Below are 15821 nucleotides of genomic sequence, written 5' to 3'. Positions count from 1 at the left end.
GGCTAACTGACAGCCCTTCACGGAAGGCTGGCAGTCATGCCTCGTCCCTATCCTCCGGAGTTCCGAGCGCTTGCCGTCGCGCTGGTCCGCGCCGGCAAGCAAGCCAAACAGACGGCGGTGGAGCTCGGCACCCATCCCGTCACGTTGTCAAAGTGGTTGCGGCAAGACGACATCGACCACGGGCGGCGACCGGGAACGCCGTCGAGCGAATCTGCTGAGTTGCGGGCCGCTCGCCGACGGATCCATGAGCTGGAAACCGAGCTGGCGATCGTCCGGCAGACGGCGAAGTTCCTTGGCGAGGACAAGCCGGCCCCAAAAGGCTCTACCCGGTGATCGACCGACTCGTCGATGCTGATGAGGACGGTGGAAACGACCAGGGGTGCTGTTCGCTCCCCAGTTGTGAGGTGTCACTGAAGGATCGTGATGGCCTGTCTCCTGAGCGTCCGGCCGACGTTCAGGGGCGGTCCGCCGCGATGAGGCGTCGCAGTGAGGCTTGGGCGGGTGGGCCCCAGGTGAGCTTGCCGCCGGGGCGGCCGTGGACGCCGGCCTCTCCGATGAGGATCCCGGCGAGGGCGCGCCACACCGCCCAGCCGCGGGCGCGACGCAAGGTCGCGGCGTCCGGGGTCGGCTGGTAGGCCCCATAGAAGCGGTCGGCGGCGCCATCCGGCAGCAGGATCCACGCGGCAGCGAGATCGCAGGCTGGATCGCCTGCGAAGAGGTCACCGAAGTCGATCACGCCGCAGAAGATGCCGTCCTCGGTGAGAACGTTGGCCGGATGCAGGTCGCCATGGAGCCACAATGCCGGGCCCGCCCAGTCGGGCGCGGCAGCGGCATCTTCCCAGACCCCGCGGACGGCGCCCGGGTCGGGGATCAGCCCCATCTCGGTGGCCGAGGCGAGCATCCTGGCGAACCCCTCGACATGGTCGGCCAGCGGCCCCCCGCGGTCACGACCGGCGGGCGCCCCGGTGGGAGCGGGTCGGTGAAGAGCCGTCAGAAAGGCGGCCAAGGTGTCGGCCGCCTCCGCAGCACGCGTGGCAGGGGCGCGGTCGGCGGGCTCACCCGGCACCCAGGTGGTGACGAGCCAGGGCCGCGGAAACCGCTCGGAGGGCTCGCCCACGCGCTGCGGGACCGGGACCGGCAGCGGAAGGTGCGGGGCGAGGACGGGCAGCCAGGCGTGCTCCTTGCGCAGCAGCGCATCGGCGGACTGTGTCGCCCAGGGCAACCGGACGGCGAGGTCGTCACCGAGACGCCACAACTGGTTGTCCCAACCACGGGCGCCGAGCTTCAAGGGGTCATCGGCCAGGTCAGGGTGCTGGTCGCGCAGCAGATCCCGGACCAACTCCGCGGTGACCTCGATCTCGGTGTGGGTCATGCAGAGCAACCGTAGTCAGACGGCGGCCGCCGGGGAATCACAACCAGCAGGTCTGTCCCCCACTCAGCGCGGGGTGGGGAAATTCAGGGCTCTGACCGGAAGTCCGTGAAGCCATCGCAGTGCGTCGTCGGCCTCGGGGTAACGCGGCTCGGTGACTGGCCTCGACTTCGTTGGCCCGACCTGTGTGAACTTTCGAGACCATCCCTTCCCCGATGGTCAGGGCCACGGGTTCCGTTGGGTCGACCTGAAGTCCTTTCGCTTCCCACCGGGCAGCCAGGACTCCGGGTTGCTGGCCGCCGTCGTCGCCCACGAGCAGTTCCGCCACGACTATGCCGGAGGCGGCGTCGATCCCGGCGGCACCCGCCACGGCCCCTACTGGCTTCGAGCGGTCAAATCCGGCGACTACCAGCCGGTCACCCGCACCGAGGCCACGCAGGTGCTTGCAGAGTGGGCGAATCAGCACGGCGGACTTCCCGGCTCGCTGGAGGATGCGCTTGAAGCAACGCTCTTCGCGGCGGTGAACTCGGCCAGCCGCCTCTACCGTCTGCCAGGCCTGGGCCGTGATGCCTTCCACGACTGGGGCGGTGTTCACATCGACTTTCACGAGTTCGTTGCCATCGACGACGACCGGCGGGTCCTGACTCTCCTGGTCGCGGCCGATGACTGACCGCACGACCTGCCGCGGATGCCTCACGGGTGGGTGAGGATTCGGATCCGCAAGAGCCGGAAAGAGGCTCGTCCGAACATGGCGCGTTTGAGCATTTTGACCTTGTTGACGTGGCCTTCGACCTTTCCGGAGCTCCATTCCAGGGTGAGGCCTGCAGTGACGGCGTCGAGGTCCTGGCGGAGGAAACCGGCGAAGGACCGGACCGGTCCTGGGGCATCCTGCTCGGCCTGGCGGATCCACTCCAGGAGGAGCTGGCCACGTCGATTCGTCAGCAGGTCGTGGAAGGATCGGGCCAGGTCGCAGGCTCGGGCGATGTCTGAGCAGGCGATCCGCACGTCCTGGAGCCGTCCCTCGTCGCGCTCGCTCAGCGAGTCGCGGGGGCGCATGATCCAGGAGGTGATGCGCCTGGGGCTGGGAATGTCGGCGCGGACCGGTTCCATGGTCCCCGCGTGCAGTCGGCGCAGGTAGGCGGTGAGGGTCGAGTAGCCGCCCTGGTAGCCGCGTTCGCTGATCTCCTCGAAGAGGCGTCGTCCGCTGGTGATTCCGGCGGCGAAGCGGGCGTGCAGGTAGGGCATGAACGGGACGAGCTGGTCGCGGCCTTCGCGCTGGCCAGGAGCTCGTCCAGCGGGGTGTCTCGAAAGCGGCGGACGGTCTTGCGGTCGAGCTGGAGGTGGCGGGCGATCGCGCTGACGGTCCAGTCGCGCTCCACGAGCCGGTGAACGCCCGCGTAGCGCTCGCGGGTGCGCTCGATGATCGGCGTCCAGGGCAACACGGGCAGCGGCAGCACGACGGCCGGGGCCTGCGGGGGTTCGTCCTGGTCGGCTTGTTTGCGCAGGCAGGCGCGGTGCTGCTGACAGGTCTTCTCGACCGCCCTGCCCAGGTTCTGCAGCAGGTGCCAGCGATCGGCGACCTCGATCGCCTTCGGCGCGGCCTCCTTGACGGCCTTCGTATAGGCGGTGGCACGGTCTCTGCACACGATCGCGGCCCCGGGGTGCTCACGCAGCCAGGCAGCGAAGGTCTCCGAGGTGCGGTCCGGCAGCACGTCCACCACGGTCCCGGCCTCGATGTCGACCAGCACGGTGCCGTAGGTGCGGCCCCGGCGGAACGCGAACTCGTCCACGCCCAGCACCCTCGGAGCGCGGGCCGCGACCTCGGGTACCTCCAGTAGTTCCAGCAGGCGGGTGCGGCCGGCTCGCAGGTGCAGTGCACGGCAGAGGCGTTCACCGGCCCGGCCGCCGAGCTCCATGGCGACCGCCCGCAACCACCCCTTGAGCCCGATGCTGGAGCGGCGGTAGCGCTCGCTGAGCCCCTCCACCTGCTCGACGAAGGTGAGCCGGCCGCAGCGCTTGCGGTCGCAGAAGAACCGCCGGACCCGCAGCCGTATGGCCAGCCTGCGACCGATCGCCGGCCGCTCGCCCAGGGTCCGCCAGTAGGACGAGTGCACCCGCTTCCCCAGCGTCGCGCAGGACGGGCACCGAGGCGACTTCCCGCGCGCCGCCGCCTCGACCACCAGCAGATCCGGGCTGACGACCAGCCGTTCCAAATCAACATCGATCCCGGGAAACAGCACATCCTCGATCGCACGCAGGTCCATGCCATGGAGATTCCGCGAGGAAACGATTCGTCATGCAGACCGCTGACCTGGCCATTCACGGACTTCCGGTCAGAGCCAATTTCACAGATCCTCATCATGCCGCAGCAGTGCACTCAGGCGCCGCTCCGCGGCCGTCCGACAGCTCGAACAGGCCCTGACCCACGGGCCCGACCCGCTCCACCTCGCCGAGGTCTTCAGACTCGATGAGAAGACCGCGATGCCCTACGCGGACTCCGCACGAGCCCTGCTGGAACAGGCCGCTGAACAGCACCTTCGATGAAATCTGCTCGACCGGGACGCACCGTGAAGGGAATCATGGGCGAGTGACGTCGGCCGAAGCAGCAGCAATCGCTCTACAGGACCGTGCCGCCCTCTGGAGCATGGGGGAAATCCGCGCGAGCGAGGTCGTCGATGCCGCCTGTGCTGCGCTCGTCGCCGAGCTCGACACCCCCGGCCTTCGGATCCTCGCCGCCTGCACGCGCGCCGAGGCGGACTACGACGTCCACGACCTGCTTCCCGCAGCACTCGCCGAACTTGGCCTCACCTTCTATCCGATCGGCAGTCAGGCCGGCCAGGAAGCCGCCGCCCGAGCCCTCGCACGCCACATGCTCGCCGGCGAGCTCACGCCTCGGGAGTTCACTTTCCGGATTCATCAGCGCTACGGACATGAGCTGCCGCTGACTGAGCGGCTCGCCGAACTCGACGACGAGTACGACGTCCTCGAATACGGCGACAGAACCGTAGGCCAGGTCGATGCCGAGGTCACGGCCGAAGCCCGCCGCCTCGCGACCCACCCCACGGTTCCCGCTGAACCCTCTGATACGCCTAGCTGATGCACACGGATCGACCCGCGAGTCACCGCTGAACATCCTTCGGTTTCCCTGAACCTGCGGGCCTCAAGGGGTGTGACCAGGCGTGACACCTGCCACCGGCGGAATGGGGACGGGGCTTGCCGCGGGGCCCAAGGGCCCGCTGGGTCTGCGGTTGCACTGTTACGGGTCGGGTTGGTCAGGTCCATCCGGACGCCTCCAGGTGCAGGGCGGACATGTTTCCGCCTTCACCTGCTACAAGTCCTAAACGATCTTCCCGTGTGACAGCTGACCCGCCACGCGAGCGTGGCTGATGATCGCATCGGTCCGCCGCCACGGCGCACGGCATCCGGCACAGTTGCGGTCACCCTGCAGTCTGTCTGACGTCGGCTGGGGCCCGGCTTTGCGCCCTACCGCACACCACTGCCGTTGGACGCGGCCTGCTGAGCGGCTGATACTGATGAAGAACGACGAGGTCATATCCCTCGGCGATGGGTTGTGAGCGGCCAATGGACGCCTCGGATGAGCTTCTCCAGGTGAATGGGCCTTCCGCACTGTTGACCCTGGACGGAGTTGTCCGCCGCCTCAACGCGGCGATGGCCAGGACGCTGGGCAGGCCAGCCGAGCAGTGCGTGGGTCGTGGCTTCGGTGATCTGTTCCCCGCGGAACAGCTGACTGCAATCGACAGTCTCGTCACCCATGCCGCCACGACCAAGTCGGTTGCGATGCGCGTGCTGGAGTTTCCCGGGCCGGGGGCGGCATCTGTCGTCTGCCTTGTCCAGGCGCGGTCAGTGGACGATCCCGTAGGCGGCGGGCGTCTGGTGTGGGTGCGCTCGTTGGACGCGGGAAACGACCGGGGTGGCCTGTTGATCCCGTTCCGTCTGGCCGCCAAGGCTGCCAACCTCGGCCTGTGCAGGTATTCGCACCAGGCGCACGAACTGGAGTGGCTGGGTGACGCTCCCGCCTTGGCGGCACTGTTCCAGGAAGCCTCCATGTCGCTGTACGAAGTGGTTCGGCGGGTCCACCCTGATGATCGCAGAGCCCTGCGGCGGCTGATGCGTTCGACGGCCACGACAGCCCACTCGCCCTGGACCAGATTGCGTTTCCTTACCGAGCGCGACAGCTGGCACACTCTGGCCTGCCGGGCCCGTCGGTTCATTTTGGGCTATGGCGGCCCTGAGCGGGTCTATGGAGCAATCCGCGACGACACCCAAGCAGAAGTACGCCGGCGCAGAGCATTGGTCGCGCTGAGCGCTGAGCGTCAACGGGCCGACGGCATAGCGGCCTTCTCCTCAGCCCTGATGTCCGCAGCCACGGAGCAGGAAGTACAGCAGGTTGTCCTGACCCGACTCGCCTCGACCTTCGGTGGTACCGGCGCCGCCCTGGCGCTCATCAACAATGGCCACCTGCGTGTCTCCTCCGATGCCGGCATCCCCCTACCGGTGGCCGCCCTGCACGGCATGCCCCTGGACGCGATCAGCGCGCTGCCCCACGTGATCCGCACGGGCAAGCCGCAGTTCATTGCCAGCCAGGAGGACTACCTCCGCCGTTGGCCGCACGGGGCCATGGTTCCCTACCTGGACCAGCTCGAGTCCGGCTTCGCCATCTCGATCGCCTCCCTCAGCCCGATCGGCGATCAGCCGCTTGGGGCCTGGCTGGTGACCTACAACGGCGAACACCACTCGTCCCCCGACGAGCAGGCGCTCATGGACACCCTCGCCGATCTCGCAGGCCAGGCCCTCAAACGCGTCCGCCTGCACGAGGCACGAGTCGAGCTGGCCACGGCACTTCAGCAGAACATGCTCCCCACACTGCCCGAGCACCTCCCGGGCCTTGAGGTCGCCGCCCGCTACCGACCAAGCCGCGACGGGCTCGACATCGGCGGAGACTGGTACGACGCATTCGTCACGCCCGACGGCGCCATCGTCCTGGAGATCGGCGACGCCCAGGGGCACGATGTGGACGCCGCCGCAGCCATGGGACAGGTGCGCGCCTCCATGCGCGCGATCGCCGCCCAGGAATCGGATCCCGCTACCGTGCTGGCGCGCACCAATGACCTACTCGTCACGATGAACGCGCCACGATTCGCCAGTTGCACCATGCTGCACATCGACCCGGGCGACGGACGCGTCACGGGTGCCAGCGCCGGCCATGTGCCATTGCTCTACGCACGCGATGACGGCAGCCACAACGTCCGCGAGCTGCCGGGCGGCCCAGTGCTGGGAGTCCTGCCCGACGCCGACTACTCCGAAGGAACCTTCACGCTGGACAGGAACGCCGCGCTGATCATGGTCACCGACGGCGTGGTCGAAGGGCCGGCCGTGACACTGGAGGCCGGCCTGGAGCGAGCCGGAAAACTGGCCGCGCGCGCGGTCCACGACGGACTGAATGCGGAGGAGACCGCCGACCGCGTCCTCGACGCCGCGGTCGCGGTGAACCACCTCGACGATGTGGCCGTACTGATCATCCAACGCACATGACGGCGCCCGCGTCCTCGTGCAATCTCCGTGCGGCTGTACTCAAACGCCGCGGGCACGACGCACGACTGCGTCGCACTTGTCTTCGGAACCCCTCGCGAAGTCACCAACCTGGCGCTGGCGCCGACCCGACGGCCACCACCGACCAGAACGTGGAGGTGGCCCGGCACGAGCGGCTGATCGCAAAAGGCGCCGCTCCTGGCGTTGGCACGAGGCGCACGCGCGGCTTGCGGATGCGCAATTGGGGCTCCCACAACGCCTTCGACGGTAGGGAGTCGACTTGACTGCCGGACCGCACGCCCCAGCACCGATCGGTGCTCGTCGCAGCCGTCCAACCAAATGGGAATGGGCTGGCACGCTCGAACATCCGGCCGTGTTGGTGCAGCGCGCCGCGGCCACAGAAGACCCAGCGGGGCCGGCGGGTTCAGGGGAGAGGTACGGGGCCACACGTCAGCCTGATCGCAGCGACCCGGCAACCGTGACCGGCTCGGTACGACCAGGACACGCCTGATGAGTTCGCCAGGGCCGCGTATCAGCCTCCCTCGATGCCCGACAGAGCTTCGGCGATCAGGCGGGCGGCGAAGTCACGGTCGTCGGTGAGGCGATTGATGTGCTCCGCGAGCAGGAAGCAAACGGCTTCCAAGGGGTTCATCTCGTCTCTGCTCCATTGCCCGAACTGCTTGCGCCACAGGCCGGGACTGAGGCCGGTGCCTGCGGCGACGAGCAGGCCGGCCATGGTGGGGATGGCCTCGGGCGGAACGCTCTTGGGCATCATGCGCATCGTGGCCACGAGGTTGGGGACCACGCACTCGAGGGCGTCCTTGCCGTGGTCTTCATAGGCCATCCGCAGCCACTGCATGAACATGTAAATGATCGTGCACGCGCCGTCCAGCATGTCGTCCAGGTCGCCGGGCCCCAGGGATGCGGCGTACTGGTCGATCAGCTCCTGCTGTTTAGGGTCGGGCTGGGTCTGGTCGTCGTAGACGGATTTGAGCCGAGAGTCGATCATCATCAAGGCGGCGCCCACATTGCCGGCGGGAGCGTGCTGGGGGTCGCAGGGCGATGGCACAGGATGCCTCCTCGGCTGACCGTGAGTCGCACGGTGCGCTCGTACCGTAGCTGGAAGTGATGCGCGGGTCTGGCGATTCTGGTTGAGGGCGTAAAGGGCCTCATGCCTGGGCGAGCCTGTTGTGCCGCAGCGTGGCCAGCCTCGCCCGCATGTGGTGTCGGTCTCTTCTGGCGCTCTCGCATGTTTGCCCTGGTAGGGGCAAGTACGCGAGGACCACGATGAGTTGGTGTCGGGCGTGCGTGTAGTGCGCGGTCGCTCGTGCGGGTGACGCCCGTGGTGTCCCGTCGCTGTTCCGTCGGGTGGGCTGTACGCTGCCATTCGAACGAACGTGCGAGTGTTTTTGTTCGGTTTTAGGATGAAATGGGGTGGAGTGATGGAGGTGCGGCATGGCGGGCTACGCCCATCTGCATGTCGCGTCCGGTTACTCCGCCCGGTACGGCGCCTCCCATCCCGAGCAGCTGGTCCAGCGGGCGGCTGAGCGCGGCATGGACACCCTGGCGCTGACCGACCGCGACACGGTGACCGGCGCGGTGCGGTTCGCGCAGGCCTGCGCGGCCGCGGGGATCCGGCCGGTCTTCGGCATCGACCTCGCTGTGGAACCCCTGGCGCCGCGGGCGCCAGCGCCGCGACGGCGCACCCCGGATCGCGGTGGCGCGCACGTGGTCGAGCCGGCTCTGCGGTTCACGCTGCTCGCGCAGGACGGTGCCGGGTGGGCGCGGTTGTGCCGGATCACGTCGGCTGCGCATGCCGGCACCGCCCGTAAGGCTCGTCCGGTCCAGGTGGGCTGGGACGCGCTGCGGGAGCTCGGCGGTGAGGGTTTGATCGCGCTGCTCGGACCCATGTCGGAGCCGGGCCGCGCGCTGGCTGCGGGACGTGAGGACCAGGCCCTGCAGTTCTTGGTGCCGTGGCGGGAGGTATTCGGTGAGGGGGTGCGGCTGGAGGTGGTCTGCCACGACGCTCCGGGCACGGGTGCGGGGTCACTAAGGCTGGCTGCCCGGATGCTGGCGCTGGCTGACCGGGTGCGGGTGCCGGCGGTGCTGACCAACGCGGTCCGTTACGCCGACCCCGGCCAGCACCGGCTCGCCGATGTGCTGGATGCGGCGCGGCTGCTGCGTCCGGCCGACCCGCGGAACCTGGATTCCGGGCGGCGCTGGCTGACCGGCCCTGAGGAGATGGCAGCAGTGGCGCAGCGGGTCGTGGAGTGCGCCGGCATGGATCCGCGCCGGGCCGGCCGGCTGCTGGCCGACACCGCGGCCGCGGCGAAGGTGTGCCAGGCGGACCCGAAGCGGGATCTGGGGATCGGGTCGCGGCACTTCCCCGAAGCAGTCGTCGTGGGGGCCGATCCGGGACCGGGTGGTGCGGACCGGCTCCTGCGCGAGCGCAGCCTGGCCGGGATGGCGGAGCGCGGCCTGGACCGCGACCGCGCGGCCATGGACCGGCTGGAGTACGAACTGGGCGTGGTGGCGCACCTGGACTACGCGCCGTACTTCCTCGCGGTGGGCCAGACCGTCGCCGACATCAGGGAGTTGGGGATCCGGGTCGCCGCCCGAGGCTCGGGAGCGGGCAGCATGGTCTGCCACGCCCTGAAGATCGCCACCGCCAACCCCCTGCAGCACCACCTGTTGTTCGAGCGGTTCGTGTCGGTGCGCCGGAACTCCTTTCCCGACATCGACCTGGATGTCGAGAGTGAGCGGCGGCTGGAGTGCTACGACGCGATCTTCACCCGATTCGGCCGGCACAGGGTGGGTGTGACCGCGATGCCCGAGACGTACCGGGCCCGGCACGCTCTCCGGGACACCGCGCTCGCGCTGGGGATCGCCCCCTTCGAGGCGGATCGGATCGCGAAGGCGTTCCCGCACATCCGGGCGTGCGACATCCGCAGCGCACTGGCCGAGCTCCCGGAGCTGCGTGGGCTTGCCGCCGAGGCGGACACGGGGAGGTTCGGGCCGCTGTTCGAGCTGGCCGAGGGCCTGGACGCCCTGGTGCGTGGGATGGCGATGCACCCGTGCGGAGTGATCATCTCCGACGCGAGTCTGCTGGATCGGCTGCCGGTGCAGCCCACCCCGCAGGGCGACTACCCGATGCTGCAGGCCGCGAAAGAAGAGGTCGAGATCCAGGGCAACTTGAAGCTCGACGTCCTCGGGGTGCGGATGCAGTCGGCCATGGCCCACGCCGTCGACGAGATCGAGCGCACCAGCGGCGAGCACATCGACCTCGACGACCAGGCGCAGGTCCCGCTCGATGACTTCTTCGCGTTCAAGCTGATCCAGGAGAGCCGCACCATCGGGCTCTTCCAACTGGAGTCTCCGGGCCAGCAGGACCTGCTCTCCAGGTTGCAGCCCCGCGATCCGCAGGACGTCATCGCCGACATCAGCCTGTTCCGGCCCGGTCCGGTGGCCGGCGGCATGCCCGAGCGATACATCGCCGCCCGCCACGGCGCCGACCCCACCTACGCCCACCCGGCCCTCGAGCCGGTACTCCGCGACACCTACGGGGTGACGATCTGGCACGAGCAGATCATCGCCACGTTCGCGGTGATGACCGGCTGCGACCGGGCGGCCGGCGAGGTCGCCCGCCGCGCGCTCGGCGACCCGGAGCGGATGCCGAAGATCGAGGCCTGGTTCCACGAGACATCGGCCGCCCGCGGCTACAGCCAGCAGGTGCGCGACGAGGTCTGGGAGACCATCAGCGCGTTCGGCGCCTACGGATTCTGCCGCGCACACGCGGTCGCATTCGCGGTGCCCGCGCTGCAGTCGGCCTGGCTCAAGGCCCACCACCCCGCAGCGTTGTTGGCAGGCCTGCTGGAAGCCGACCCCGGCATGTGGCCGCCGCGGGTCATCGCCGCGGACTTCCGCCGGCACGGTGTCCCGGTGCTGCCCGTCGACGTCAACACCTCACAGGTCTCCTACCGCATCGAGGCCACCGGCCCCGACACCGACCGGCGGCTGGGGGTGCGCCTGGCGCTTGCCGGGGTGCGGGGCATCACCGAACCAGAGGGGACCCGGATCCAGGACGGCCAGCCCTACCGGTCACTGTCGGACTTCTGGCAGCGCGCCCATCCGTCCCGGCCGCTCGCGGAGCGTCTCGCCGAGATCGGCGCGCTCGACTGCCTGCGCGGTGAGAACGTGACGAGGCGGGATCTGCTGCTGCAGATCAACGAGCTGCACCGGCAGTCCCGGGTGCGAGCGGCCGGCCGCGGCCAAGTCCCCATCAAGACCGGCCCGGTGGGGGCCGGCGAACCGAGCGGCCTGCCGGAGATGAGCCGCCGCGAGAGCGTCGGCGCGCAGTTGCAGGTCCTCGGCCTGGACGTCGACCACCACCTCATGGAGCACCACTACCGGCTGCTCCGCGAGATCGGCGCGACCGACGCCGTGCACCTGCAGCGCATCCATCGCGGGCAGCAGGTCCTGGTCGCCGGCGTCCGGGCCTCCACGCAGACCCCGCCGATCGCGAGCGGCAGGCGCGTCATCTTCGTGACGCTCGAGGACGGCAGCGGCCTGGTGGACCTGGCGTTCTTCGACGACTCCCACGAGGCCTGCGCGCACACCGTCTTCCACTCCGGGCTGCTGCTGGTCCGCGGCACCGTCGAGGTCCGCGGCCGACGCCGCACCGTCGTCGGCGAGATGGCCTGGGACCTGGACCAGGTCGCCGCCGTACGCCGGGACCGCGGCCCCGAAGCCGCACTGGAACTACTGGGCAAGGACGCACCGCAGCCCACACCCGCCCAACCCGGCAAGGACCGCACGCTCACCGACCCCTCGACGGGCGCGAAGATGCACCCCTACAGCGATCTGCAGCCCGCCGGGACCCGGTCAGCTGACGTGCGCCGGCTCGGACACCGCAGCCAAGGGAGCGCCGGATGACAAGCCCCCCACGGCACATCGCCCACCTGCACCTCCACGGCCCTCTCACCGAGGACCGCTACGAGGAGGTCCTGGACCTGCTCCACGGCATCACCCCCAAGATCGTCGCGATCCCGCCCAACGCCGTCCAACTCGACCTCACCGGCGCCCTGCGCTACTTCGACCGCGAACCCTACGAAGTGCTGCAACTGGCGCGGCTGCGGATCGCCGCGCTGTTCGGGATCGACACCAGCGCCGGCCTCGGCCCCAACCGCATGATCGCCGCCATGGCCGCGGCCGCCGCTCCCCCAGGACGCACCGTCCACGTCGACGACCGCACTGAAGCCGCCGCGGCGTGGCTGCGGCCGCGGCCGGTCGCCGCCCTGCCGGGCGTGGGCAAGGCCACCGCCGCCTCCCTGGCCCGCTACGGCCTGCACACCATCGGCCAGATCGCCGACCTGCCCCCCGCCACCCTCCAGCGGATCCTCGGCGCCGCGCCCGCCCGCGCCCTGGCCGACCGCGCCCGCGGCATCGACATCAACCCCGTCACCCCGCACGCGCCCGCCGAACGCCTCACAGCCGACCACATCCTCGACCGAGACTGCCTCGACCCCGCACAGCACCACGCCGCAGTCCTCGCCCTAGCCGAACAGATCGGCATCCGCCTGCGCGACACCCACCAGGTCACCAACTCACTGACCCTGACCGTCCGCTACGCCGACCGCTCCAGCAGCACCCGCACCCGACGCCTGCCCGAACCCACCGCCCACTCCCCCGCCCTCGCCGCCACAGCGCTCGGCATGCTCAACTCCCTCGGCCTGCAACGCGCCCGGGTCCGCGCCTACGCACTACGGGCCGAACACCTCGACGACGAAGACACCGCCTACCACCAGATGCTCCTCGACCCCACCGACGAACGCGCCCGCGCCATCGAAGCCGCATCCGACCGAGCCCGCCGCCGCTTCGGACACGACGCCGTACGACCAGGCACCCTCGCCAACCACCCGGCCACTCCCCCGAACCCGGCCGCACGATGACGGCGCGGCCCGGGCCGGCGCCGCGCGTCCGCTCCACAGGTGCGCCCGAACTCAGCAACAAGTGTCTCCGAGCCATCGGCAGAGCCACCTTCCTCGGCACCGCCACCGCCGTGGCCGCCGCGACATGGCTCCGAACCTGAACTCCTACGCGACCCAGCAGACGCTCTGGTTCTGGCGCCGGGCGCTACTGGCAAGAGCAGCAAGATCACTCACGATCGCTTCGGCGATCTCAGTGTCGATGACCTCGCCGTCCTCCGCACGCAGTTGGGTCCGCGAGGCGGCGACGTCGCTCAACCTGGAGTGCTCGGCGTCCGCGAGCGCAGTGGACAGGCGAGGCGATATCGCGAAGACGACGCATCCGTCGCTGTCCTGGCCAGCGACGATGCGGGGCACACCGGCCTCGATGAGTTCCTCGAAGCTGCCGCCGGTCAGAAGGCATTCCCACGCGGCCACGGTCTCTTCGGGATCAAAGTTGCCGAGGAAGAGCGACTCGAATGCCCGTCCCGGCCCGGTCCGGAGGCCAGGCTCGCTGACGCGTCGTCCGGCGCGACGAAGACCTTCGCGATAACGCTCACCCGGGCATCATGCCCGACAGCCCACAACCATGATCGGCCGGACCAGTCCTAGTACTGCAACGGTCTTTGTGGTGACGGGTGGGCAGGTTGTGGTGGGGTGTGGCCTCGTCGTTTGTAGTGGCTGGTGCGGGCTTGGTGTTGTCGTCTTCTGCGCCAGGTCGACCAGTGCAGGATGTGCTCGATAGGTGTGGGCCGGCGGTGGTTGAGGTAGTGGATCAGCCGTCTGATCTCGGCGAGGCTGAGGTGGATGAGCTGGGAGGATCCGTTTCTGCTGTCCCGGGATCCAGTTCGCGGGCGCGCAGGACAGTCAGGCAGGCGTGGGCGGCCATCGCGAGGGTGGTGTGGCGGTGCCAGCCGTCGTAGCGGCGGACCTGGTAGTCGTCCAGGCCGCACTCACCCCTGGCCGTCTGGAAGCACTCCTCAACGGCCCAGCGGCTGCCGGCGACGCGGATGAGCTCGTCGAGCGTGGTGACGGCGGGGCAGTAGGTGATGTAGTAGGAGATCTCCTCGGGCCGGGCGATGCTGCGGCGGGCGATCACCCAATGGCGGCGGTCGGGCCGGTGCCAGGGGCGGACTTCGACTCTGGCCCAGTCGTAGATGCGGGGGCCATGGGCGCCGTCGCCGCAGGAGCGGCGCTGCCATTTCTGTCGTGGCAGGCCGGGGAACAGGTCGTGGACGGGGTGGTCGATGGCGTGGCGGGTGACGACGGTGTCGTGCCGTGTGGTGGCCATGACGTGGAAGACGTCCGCTTGCTCCAATTCGGACCGCCAGCCCTTGCTGTAGCCGTAACCGGCGTCCGCGGTCACCCAGCGGAAGGGGAGCTTGTCGCTGATCGCGCGGCGGACCATCTCCTTGGCTATGGCGACCTTCGTAGCGAAGCCGACCTCGTCATCGATGCCTGCTCGCCGACACCGCTCGCGGTCATCCGTCCATGACGTGGGCAGATACAGACGGCGGTCGATCAAGGTGCGCCCGAGTGGGGCGGCGTAGGCGAGGAAGACACCGACCTGGCAGTTCTCGGTTCGGCCCGCGGTGCCGGAGTACTGCCGCTGCACGCCCGCCGAACGGATGCCCTTCTTCAGGAAGCCAGTGTCATCCACGATCAGTACCGCGTCAGGGTCGCCGAGGTGCTCCACGACGTAGCCGCGCACGTCGTCCAGGACATCGTCGGCGTCCCATTCGATCCGGTTCAGCAGCCGGTGGATCCGGTCCGGCCCGGCGTGGCCGGCCTCCTCAGCCAGTGTCCAGCCGTTCTTCCGCTCCAACGGCGCTATCAGCCCCCGCATATACGCAAGCGCCGACTCCCGCGGCTCCGACCGGTTGAACCGGTGCACGAACCGCTCGTGCACCGCACCCAACTCACCAGCCCACGACCTGACCTCAGCAAGAACCCCACCCACGACAACATCAACGACCGACCTGCCCACCCGTCACCACAAAGACCGTTGCAGTACTAGGAGCTGTCCGGCCGATCTTGGGCTTGAGTAGGGTGCCTCTGCGCTTGAAGGGTGGGTTCAGTTGCAGATGACGCGCGAGGCAGCGGTCAGGCTGGTGCAGGACGTCATGAATGTTGAATACGACGAAGACGAAACGCAGCGTGTGCTAGACGAGCTCGACAGGGGGCTCGGCTGCCCGACTGGCTACGTTGCTGAATTGATCTTCTGGCCGAGGGACAGGCCAGAGCCGACAGCAGCGGAAGTCGTTGACCAGGCTTTGGCCTACCAGCCGTTCGTGCTGTGAACGGTCAAGCCCTCAGCCAGATGACGATGGCGGCCGCCGTGACGGTGCCGAGGAACACGTACCCGCGTTTGTCGTATCGAGTGGCCACAGCCCGGTGGTTCTTGAGTTTGTTGATGGCCCGCTCGACGGTGTTGCGCTTTTTGTAGCGGTCCTCGTCGAAGCCGGGTGGCCGCCCGCCGCGTGAACCTTTGCGCAGGCGGGCCGCCTGGCTGTCGGTCTTCTCCGCGATCGTGTGCGGGATGCCGCGACGGCGCAGGTATTCCCGGCAGGGCCGGTTGCTGTAGGCCCGGTCCGCGGCAACACTGTCAGGCTTCTTGCGGGGCCTGCCTGGTCCGAGCCGGGGCACGCGGATCTTCTCCAGAACCGACTCCAGCTGGGGGCTGTCGCCGCGCTGGCCTGCAGTGACGAGAAGGGACAGAGGGCGGCAACGGCCGTCGGCGCTCAGGTGGACCTTGCTGGTGAAGCCACCCCGCGAGCGGCCCAGTCCCTCGCCTCCTGCACCACCTCCACCAGCCGGTCGACGAGGTTCTGCCACGGAGGCTCGGCCTGGTGTTCCGTTGCTTCGTCCCCCCTTGGGGCGGACAGTGCGGATGGCCGCTCCTTACGGGCGCCGGCCGCGTGATGGTGAGCGCGCACACT

12 protein-coding genes and 2 pseudogenes are annotated in these 15821 nt (G+C 69.1%); 7 read left to right on the top strand and 7 right to left on the bottom strand.

Features of this window, described 5'->3' with window-relative positions; genetic code table 11:
- Window positions 1–36: 36 nt before the first annotated feature.
- Window positions 37–392, top strand: a pseudogene (locus tag BMW99_RS37890) (transposase); the annotation flags it as partial.
- A 62-nt stretch (window positions 393–454) separates the two neighbouring features.
- On the opposite strand, the gene BMW99_RS37885 reads toward BMW99_RS37890, so the two are convergent.
- Window positions 455–1372, bottom strand: coding sequence for an aminoglycoside phosphotransferase family protein (locus BMW99_RS37885; RefSeq protein ID WP_069462318.1), 918 nt, complete (start codon window positions 1370–1372; stop codon window positions 455–457).
- Between the two features lie 151 nt (window positions 1373–1523).
- Here BMW99_RS37885 and BMW99_RS37880 point away from each other — a divergent pair, with 151 nt between their 5' ends.
- A complete protein-coding gene (locus tag BMW99_RS37880; RefSeq protein WP_218108385.1) occupies window positions 1524–2039 on the top strand; it encodes a hypothetical protein in 516 nt (171 codons plus the stop codon).
- A gap of 23 nt (window positions 2040–2062) precedes the next feature.
- Here BMW99_RS37880 and BMW99_RS43280 read toward each other — a convergent pair whose 3' ends face one another.
- The gene (locus BMW99_RS43280; RefSeq protein ID WP_176735404.1) at window positions 2063–2425 is read right to left on the bottom strand and encodes a transposase; all 363 of its coding nucleotides are present in this window, start codon (window positions 2423–2425) and stop codon (window positions 2063–2065) included.
- Window positions 2404–3633 carry an ISL3 family transposase gene (locus BMW99_RS37875; RefSeq protein ID WP_079138222.1) on the bottom strand — a complete coding sequence of 410 codons (1230 nt, stop codon included), beginning with the start codon at window positions 3631–3633 and terminating at the stop codon, window positions 2404–2406. Before BMW99_RS37875 ends, BMW99_RS43280 begins: the two co-directional genes overlap by 22 nt.
- A gap of 323 nt (window positions 3634–3956) precedes the next feature.
- Between BMW99_RS37875 and BMW99_RS37870 the strand changes: the two genes are divergently transcribed.
- Together BMW99_RS37870 and BMW99_RS39700 are read left to right on the top strand one after the other, a co-directional pair.
- Window positions 3957–4466 carry a hypothetical protein gene (locus tag BMW99_RS37870; protein ID WP_245791791.1) on the top strand — a complete coding sequence of 170 codons (510 nt, stop codon included), beginning with the start codon at window positions 3957–3959 and terminating at the stop codon, window positions 4464–4466.
- Between the two features lie 485 nt (window positions 4467–4951).
- Complete coding sequence (locus BMW99_RS39700) at window positions 4952–6922, top strand: SpoIIE family protein phosphatase (RefSeq protein WP_176735403.1); 1971 nt, start codon at window positions 4952–4954, stop codon at window positions 6920–6922.
- A gap of 529 nt (window positions 6923–7451) precedes the next feature.
- On the opposite strand, the gene BMW99_RS37855 is transcribed toward BMW99_RS39700, so the two are convergent.
- Window positions 7452–7931, bottom strand: a complete 480-nt coding sequence (locus BMW99_RS37855; RefSeq protein WP_245791793.1) for a hypothetical protein — start codon at window positions 7929–7931, stop codon at window positions 7452–7454.
- Between the two features lie 443 nt (window positions 7932–8374).
- Between BMW99_RS37855 and BMW99_RS37850 the strand changes: the two genes are divergently transcribed.
- Both BMW99_RS37850 and BMW99_RS37845 read left to right on the top strand, forming a co-directional pair.
- The gene (locus BMW99_RS37850; RefSeq protein ID WP_069462315.1) at window positions 8375–11851 is read left to right on the top strand and encodes a DNA polymerase III subunit alpha; all 3477 of its coding nucleotides are present in this window, start codon (window positions 8375–8377) and stop codon (window positions 11849–11851) included.
- Window positions 11848–12867, top strand: a complete 1020-nt coding sequence (locus BMW99_RS37845; protein ID WP_075018375.1) for a DNA polymerase Y family protein — start codon at window positions 11848–11850, stop codon at window positions 12865–12867. Before BMW99_RS37850 ends, BMW99_RS37845 begins: the two co-directional genes overlap by 4 nt.
- 144 nt (window positions 12868–13011) lie before the next feature.
- Here BMW99_RS37845 and BMW99_RS37840 read toward each other — a convergent pair whose 3' ends face one another.
- Both BMW99_RS37840 and BMW99_RS37830 read right to left on the bottom strand, forming a co-directional pair.
- Entirely contained in the window at window positions 13012–13320 is a 309-nt protein-coding gene (locus BMW99_RS37840; RefSeq protein ID WP_245791790.1) for a hypothetical protein, read from the bottom strand.
- A 337-nt stretch (window positions 13321–13657) separates the two neighbouring features.
- Window positions 13658–14842: an IS701 family transposase gene (locus BMW99_RS37830; protein ID WP_069464115.1), complete on the bottom strand. Its 1185-nt coding sequence runs from the start codon at window positions 14840–14842 to the stop codon at window positions 13658–13660.
- A gap of 124 nt (window positions 14843–14966) precedes the next feature.
- On the opposite strand from BMW99_RS37830, the gene BMW99_RS37825 reads away from it, so the two are divergent.
- Window positions 14967–15182 (top strand): hypothetical protein, encoded by a 216-nt coding sequence (locus tag BMW99_RS37825; protein WP_069464114.1) that lies wholly within the window; start codon window positions 14967–14969, stop codon window positions 15180–15182.
- 4 nt (window positions 15183–15186) lie between these two features.
- On the opposite strand, the pseudogene BMW99_RS37820 reads toward BMW99_RS37825, so the two are convergent.
- Window positions 15187–15821: pseudogene (locus BMW99_RS37820) on the bottom strand (IS5 family transposase); the annotation flags it as partial.

The sequence above is a fragment of the Actinacidiphila rubida genome (genome assembly GCF_900110255.1).
GTDB classification, from domain to species: domain Bacteria; phylum Actinomycetota; class Actinomycetes; order Streptomycetales; family Streptomycetaceae; genus Actinacidiphila; species Actinacidiphila rubida.
The sequence above is the reverse complement of the archived record's forward strand: the minus strand, read 5'-3'. Positions and strand labels throughout refer to the sequence as shown.

What these genes read in the sequence shown, in the direction of transcription:
- BMW99_RS43280 (WP_176735404.1), bottom strand. Translation starts at nt 2,425, where the DNA reads ATGCGCCCCCGCGACTCGCTGAGCGAGCGCGACGAGGGACGGCTCCAG.
- BMW99_RS37885 (WP_069462318.1), bottom strand. Translation starts at nt 1,372, where the DNA reads ATGACCCACACCGAGATCGAGGTCACCGCGGAGTTGGTCCGGGATCTG.
- BMW99_RS37855 (WP_245791793.1), bottom strand. Translation starts at nt 7,931, where the DNA reads ATGATGATCGACTCTCGGCTCAAATCCGTCTACGACGACCAGACCCAG.
- BMW99_RS37845 (WP_075018375.1), top strand. Translation starts at nt 11,848, where the DNA reads ATGACAAGCCCCCCACGGCACATCGCCCACCTGCACCTCCACGGCCCT.
- BMW99_RS37825 (WP_069464114.1), top strand. Translation starts at nt 14,967, where the DNA reads ATGACGCGCGAGGCAGCGGTCAGGCTGGTGCAGGACGTCATGAATGTT.
- BMW99_RS37875 (WP_079138222.1), bottom strand. Translation starts at nt 3,633, where the DNA reads ATGGACCTGCGTGCGATCGAGGATGTGCTGTTTCCCGGGATCGATGTT.
- BMW99_RS37850 (WP_069462315.1), top strand. Translation starts at nt 8,375, where the DNA reads ATGGCGGGCTACGCCCATCTGCATGTCGCGTCCGGTTACTCCGCCCGG.
- BMW99_RS39700 (WP_176735403.1), top strand. Translation starts at nt 4,952, where the DNA reads ATGGACGCCTCGGATGAGCTTCTCCAGGTGAATGGGCCTTCCGCACTG.